Raw genomic sequence first — 5,020 nt, forward strand, 5'->3', positions numbered from 1 at the left:
AAGCGGGCGAGACCGTCGTGACCTCTGTCCCCCTCGCCCATGATCAGGTGCACGGATCTGCCGCCGTCCGCGTGCTGTGCGGCATACACCGGTTGTCTGAATGTCCGTCTGGCTGGCATGGCAGCTCGGGCCGATGAAGGTGCAGTTGAACAGTGAGGTTCCCCCGGTTTGCCGGAGGGTTGGTTACCTGGCGCCGGTGGGCTCAGGCTGAACGATAGTTGTCTCGTCGTGCTGTGCCTGGTGGGTGCGCCTCCCTCAGCCGGACCCGCCTCCACGACCTGACGCGGTACACGCTCATGCCGATGTGCGGGCGCCGGCCGACGATCGGTCAGCCGAGGCGGTGGGCTCGGCGTTGGAGGTATCGATGCTCGACCTGGTTGTGGGTTAGGGCGGCTGCTTCGCGGTACAACGCCGCCGCGCCGGCCGTGTCACCGGTCATGTCAAGCAGATGTGCGCGGATCGCGTGTTCGCGTTGCTGGGTCAGCGGTTCCTCGTCCAGGTGGTAGCACCGGTTGAGGTCGTCGAGTAGGGCCAGCCCCCGGGCCGGCCCGTACGCGTGCGCGACTGCGACCACCCGGCTCAGTCGTACCGGCGCGGTCGGACTGAGCCGTTCCAGTCCCAGGTACAGTGCCGCGATCTGGGGCCAGTCCGTCCGGTCCGGCGCCGCAGCCGCGGCATGCACGGCCGCGATCGCCGCCTGCAGCTGGTACGCGCCGACCTCGCGCCGCCGCCAGACGCTGTCGATAAGCTCCGTGCCCTCACGGATCAGCTCGGGATCCCACCGTGTCCGGTCCTGCTCGTCCAGCGGCACCAGTTCGTCGCCGTCGGTACGGGCAGCGCGCCGCGACTCGGTGAGCAGCATCAGGGCGAGCAGCCCGGTCACCTCGGGGTCGTCCGGCAGGGAGGCGCGGAGCATACGGGTCAGCCGGATCGCCTCGCGGGTCAGGTCCACGCGGGTGAGTGCGTCTCCGGTGGTGGCGGTGTAGCCCTCGTTGAAGATCAGGTAGAGCACCTGCATGACAGCGTTCATCCGGCTGTCGCGGTCGGCGTCGGTCGGCGGGGTGAACCGGGCGCCGGCGCGGGCCAGTTGCTGCTTGGCGCGGCTGATCCGGGCGCCCATGGTGTTCTCGGTCGTCCCGTGCGCGTGTGCGATCTCCGCCGTTGTCAGGCCGCCGACCGCGCGCAGCGTGAGCGCCACCTGGGAGGTGGGGCTCAGCGCGGGGTGACAGCAAAGCAGCAGAAGCGTGAGACTGTCGTCGGTCTCCAGCGCAGGGCCCGCCTGGCGGGTCGGGTCCCGCATCGCCAGCTCGCTCATCCCGGCGTGCCGCTCACGGCGGCGTCGGGCCTGGTCGGTACGGAGCAGGTCGACCATCCGCCGGTACCCGATCCGGATCAGCCAGCTGCGCGGGTTCTCCGGCACACCGTCCGTCGGCCACACCCGGCTCGCGACGAGCAGTGCCTCCTGTACCGCGTCCTCGGCGATATCGAAGCGGCCGAAGTGCCGCACCAGCGCGCCGAGAACCTGCGGCGCCTCGGTGCGCAGCAGGTGCTCGACGTCCGGCGTCACGCCGGTACTGCCGTTCGTGCCCTCCCGGCTGCCGCCGTCCGGCGACGCTGGATGCGGCGGGTCATGCCGCGAAGTCCGCGCCCATTATCGGCCGGATCTCCATCGGCTCGCCCAGAACCTCGACCATCCGCGAGACGATTTCGACGGCGCGCTCCTGGCTGCCCACGTCGATCACCGCGAAGCTGGCCAGGACCTCCTTGAGCTCGACGAACGGGCCGTCGATGGCTACCACGCCGGTCGGGGTCTTGCGGACCGTGGTGCTGACCGCCGGGTGACCGAGTCCCTCGCTGCTGACGAACTCGCCGGTCTCGATCAGCTCCTGTTCGAACCGCTGGTACGCGGCGAACGCGGCCAGCGCCTCCTCGGACGGGGTGTCGGCGGTCGCGGCGTCCCAGGCGGCGGCCGGCGTGTAGCTGAGCAGCAGATACTTCATGATCATCCTTGTGTTCGCGGGGCTCGGGTCACGCTACGCCGATCAGCTCGAACGGCGCAGGGAGAGGGCGACGACCGTCGTCCAGGTGAAGGCGGCCAGGCCGTTCACGGCGATCTGGATGCTCATGTGGCTCGGCGACATCGGCATCAGCAGGATGAGCGCGGCGAGGCCGTTCAGCGCCGCCGGCAGGGCGGCCCGACGGCGGACGTACCGGATGGTCAGCACGATGGCGGCGACGGCCAGCGCGGTGAAGGCGATGGCCGCCGCCGCCGAGTGCGCGATGCTGTGCCAGGACATCTCGTCGACGGGCCCGTCAGGGGTCCCTATCGGGAAGCCGTACTCCGGATCCATCGTGAACACCCCGGCCGCGACGAGCCCGGCACCGAAGATCCCGATGAAGATTGGCAGCACACGTCGGCCGGTGCCCTCGGTGAGGGTACGCCGGACGCCGACGGCGAGGGCGATCCCGCCGAGGCCGGCGAGCACGAACGTGGTGATCTGGATCCAGCCGAGACTTCCGGTGGCCAACTGGCTGATCGGGTGCCGCGTGATGTCGTAGCCCTCCCGCGTGAGCATCTGCGTCACGGCCGAGGCGAAGAAGACCGGTCCGGCGAGGCCGCCGGCGAGGAGCAGGCGGTCGGACGAGCGGCGGGCAGCGGGAACGGTGGCGGCGACGGTGGCCATGACTTCCTCCTTGGTGGGTGCTTGCCGCTACCTCGTGGCCGCACCGCGAACTTTGACGTTCTACAGCGTGAGCTGGATCACGCAACGTCGAAGTCAAGGCCCGGACGTCGCCTCCGAGGTACCGGCGAACACCTACCGAGGAGGACACGATGTCTGAGAACACCCAGCCGAGCGCCGAACTGACCGCTCTGGACCGTCTGGTCGGCACCTGGTCAGTGACCGGCGGTGCCGAGGGAACCGTGCGGTACGAGTGGATGGCCGGCCGATTCTTCCTGCTCCAGCACGTCGAACTGAGCCAGTTCGGCCAACCCGTCACCGGTCTGGAGGTCATCGGCAATCTGCACCCGTTCGGCGAACCGATCGGCGCGGACGTGGTGTCGCGGTTCTACGACACGGCCGGCAACACCTTCGACTACGTCTACGAACTCGTCGGCGACAAGCTGACCATCTGGGCCGGTGCGAAAGGCAGCCCCGCCTACTACGAGGGCACATTCAGCACCGACGACACCACGGTCACCGGCGAATGGACCTACCCCGGCGGAGTCGGCTACGCCTCCACCATGACCCGGCTCTGAGAACGCGGAAAGCCACATCAACCCGAACGGCCGGAGCGCAGTGTCGTCCTACCATTGCGGACCTCACGGTCCGGACACTGGTGCACCTGGCCCCCCTTGGCCCTGATCTTCTTCCCTAGACAAAAAGAATGATCAACCAAGGGCTGCGGCCATGATCAGCCAGGGTCGATACCAACCAACCCCAGGTTAAAGATCAAGCTAGCGGCCCGGCGTTCGCCCCGGCACAGGTTCAGTCAGCGTACCGGGCGGCGAGTCGGTCGAAAAAGTCGCTGATCATCTGCGTGGTGGCGGGTGAGCCGACGAGTTCTTGGCCACCGAAGCGGTATACCTCGTATCCCTTGAGCCGCAGGTCGCGATCCTTGGCCATCATCGCCGCATAGCGGCGCGGGCTCGCCCGGCCGTCATCATCCGCGTAGTGCTGCCTCCCGTCGCACTCGATGACCACGCGCACCCGATGCGGCAGCAGGAGAAGGAAATCCATGCGCTGGCGCTGCAGCGGCGACGTGCCGGGCAGGTACCGGCTACGGGTGTATGGGTCGTAGTGCAAGTAGACCTGCGGGATCAGCGCCGGAATGTCCGCGCCGAGCCGGAGGTAGCGTTCGGCGTACGTGCGCAGGATCCGCCGCTCGGCGGGGTTGTCGTCAAGCGACCTGTCTAGCCGCTGGTACAGGTCGCGTGCGATCTCAGCCGCCGCCGCGCCGGTCATGCGCTGCCGCTCAGCCCGCCAGTCAATCAGCTCGGCCCACGTAAGTCCGTGCGCGGCTAGGGGCCGGTCGTAGACCAGGCAGCCCTGCTCGTTGCGGACGATGCGTAGGTCATTGTTGACCGCGTCCTCGAGGACGATCTCCGGCTTGGGTCCGACGGCCGCGAAGATCAGGTTTTTCATCGCGCCGCGCACACCTGAGCCGATTCGGCGCGGAGCGAATATAGGGGCACTGCTGATGTCGTCTACCTGGACGAGTTCGTAGCCGTCGTGGACCAAGATCCCATTGATAAAGCTGCGCAGCCGTTCAACCTCGACTAAGGCGTGTTTCGTAAGTCAGGCTGGCAGCGTCGGGGGCACGGCGTGGCGGTGATCGACAACTGAAGAGGTCTCCGGTATCTGGTTCTGCGACCAAGCAAGAACTTCATACCGGAGACCTCGTGCCCAGCGTAGCGGTGACGAGGCGGCATGACCTGACCGACAGGCAGTGGGCTGTTCTGGCCCCGCTGTTGCCTGCCGCGCCGACGACGGGTCGTCCGCCGAAGTGGAAGAAACGGCAGCTCATCGACGGGATCAGGTGGCGGATCCGGATCGGGTCGCCCTGGCGTGACGTCCCGGCCGAGTACGGAGCCTGGCAGACGGTCTACGGTCTGTTCCGTCGCTGGCAACGCGACGGAACCTGGGACAAGATCTTGGCCGCGTCACAGGCTGCCGGCGATGCGGAAGGCCGGATCGCCTGGACGGTCAGCGTGGACTCGATGACCAGCCGCGCCCACCAACACGCCGCCGGCGCCCGCAACGACGGCCACCTGCAGAAGGAGCCACCCGGCGGTGTGCACGACGAACCTGCCGATCACGCCCTCGGACGATCTCGCGGCGGTCTGACCACCAAGACGCATCTGGCCTGTGAGCAGGGCCAGAAAGTCCTATCAATGGTGGTGACCGCCGGGCACCGTGGTGACAGCCCGCAGTTCATCCCGGTCCTACGCCGCATCAGGGTGACCCGTCTCGGAGTAGGCCGGCCCCGCACCTGCCCCGACCTCGTCCTGGCCGACAAG

At 68.0% G+C, this 5,020-nt stretch carries 6 protein-coding genes; 2 read left to right on the top strand and 4 right to left on the bottom strand.

Annotated features, from left to right (window positions below):
- Positions 1 to 328 precede the first annotated feature (328 nt).
- From AC507J_RS32020 to AC507J_RS32030, 3 genes are all read right to left on the bottom strand, one after another.
- Positions 329 to 1,567 (bottom strand): RNA polymerase sigma factor, encoded by a 1,239-nt coding sequence (locus tag AC507J_RS32020; RefSeq protein ID WP_496294261.1) that lies wholly within the window; start codon positions 1,565 to 1,567, stop codon positions 329 to 331.
- A gap of 61 nt (positions 1,568 to 1,628) precedes the next feature.
- Positions 1,629 to 2,000 carry a YciI family protein gene (locus tag AC507J_RS32025; protein WP_496294262.1) on the bottom strand — a complete coding sequence of 124 codons (372 nt, stop codon included), beginning with the start codon at positions 1,998 to 2,000 and terminating at the stop codon, positions 1,629 to 1,631.
- 42 nt (positions 2,001 to 2,042) lie between these two features.
- Positions 2,043 to 2,684: a DUF998 domain-containing protein gene (locus AC507J_RS32030; protein ID WP_496294264.1), complete on the bottom strand. Its 642-nt coding sequence runs from the start codon at positions 2,682 to 2,684 to the stop codon at positions 2,043 to 2,045.
- Between the two features lie 149 nt (positions 2,685 to 2,833).
- Between AC507J_RS32030 and AC507J_RS32035 the strand changes: the two genes are divergently transcribed.
- Positions 2,834 to 3,259: a hypothetical protein gene (locus AC507J_RS32035; RefSeq protein ID WP_496294265.1), complete on the top strand. Its 426-nt coding sequence runs from the start codon at positions 2,834 to 2,836 to the stop codon at positions 3,257 to 3,259.
- 229 nt (positions 3,260 to 3,488) lie between these two features.
- On the opposite strand, the gene AC507J_RS32040 is transcribed toward AC507J_RS32035, so the two are convergent.
- Positions 3,489 to 4,241, bottom strand: a complete 753-nt coding sequence (locus tag AC507J_RS32040; RefSeq protein WP_496294266.1) for a putative endonuclease domain-containing protein — start codon at positions 4,239 to 4,241, stop codon at positions 3,489 to 3,491.
- A 161-nt stretch (positions 4,242 to 4,402) separates the two neighbouring features.
- On the opposite strand from AC507J_RS32040, the gene AC507J_RS32045 reads away from it, so the two are divergent.
- A partial coding sequence (locus tag AC507J_RS32045) for an IS5 family transposase (RefSeq protein WP_496294267.1) occupies positions 4,403 to 5,020 on the top strand: 618 nt, incomplete at its 3' end.

The sequence above is a fragment of the Micromonospora sp. PRAS1 genome (assembly GCF_059553435.1).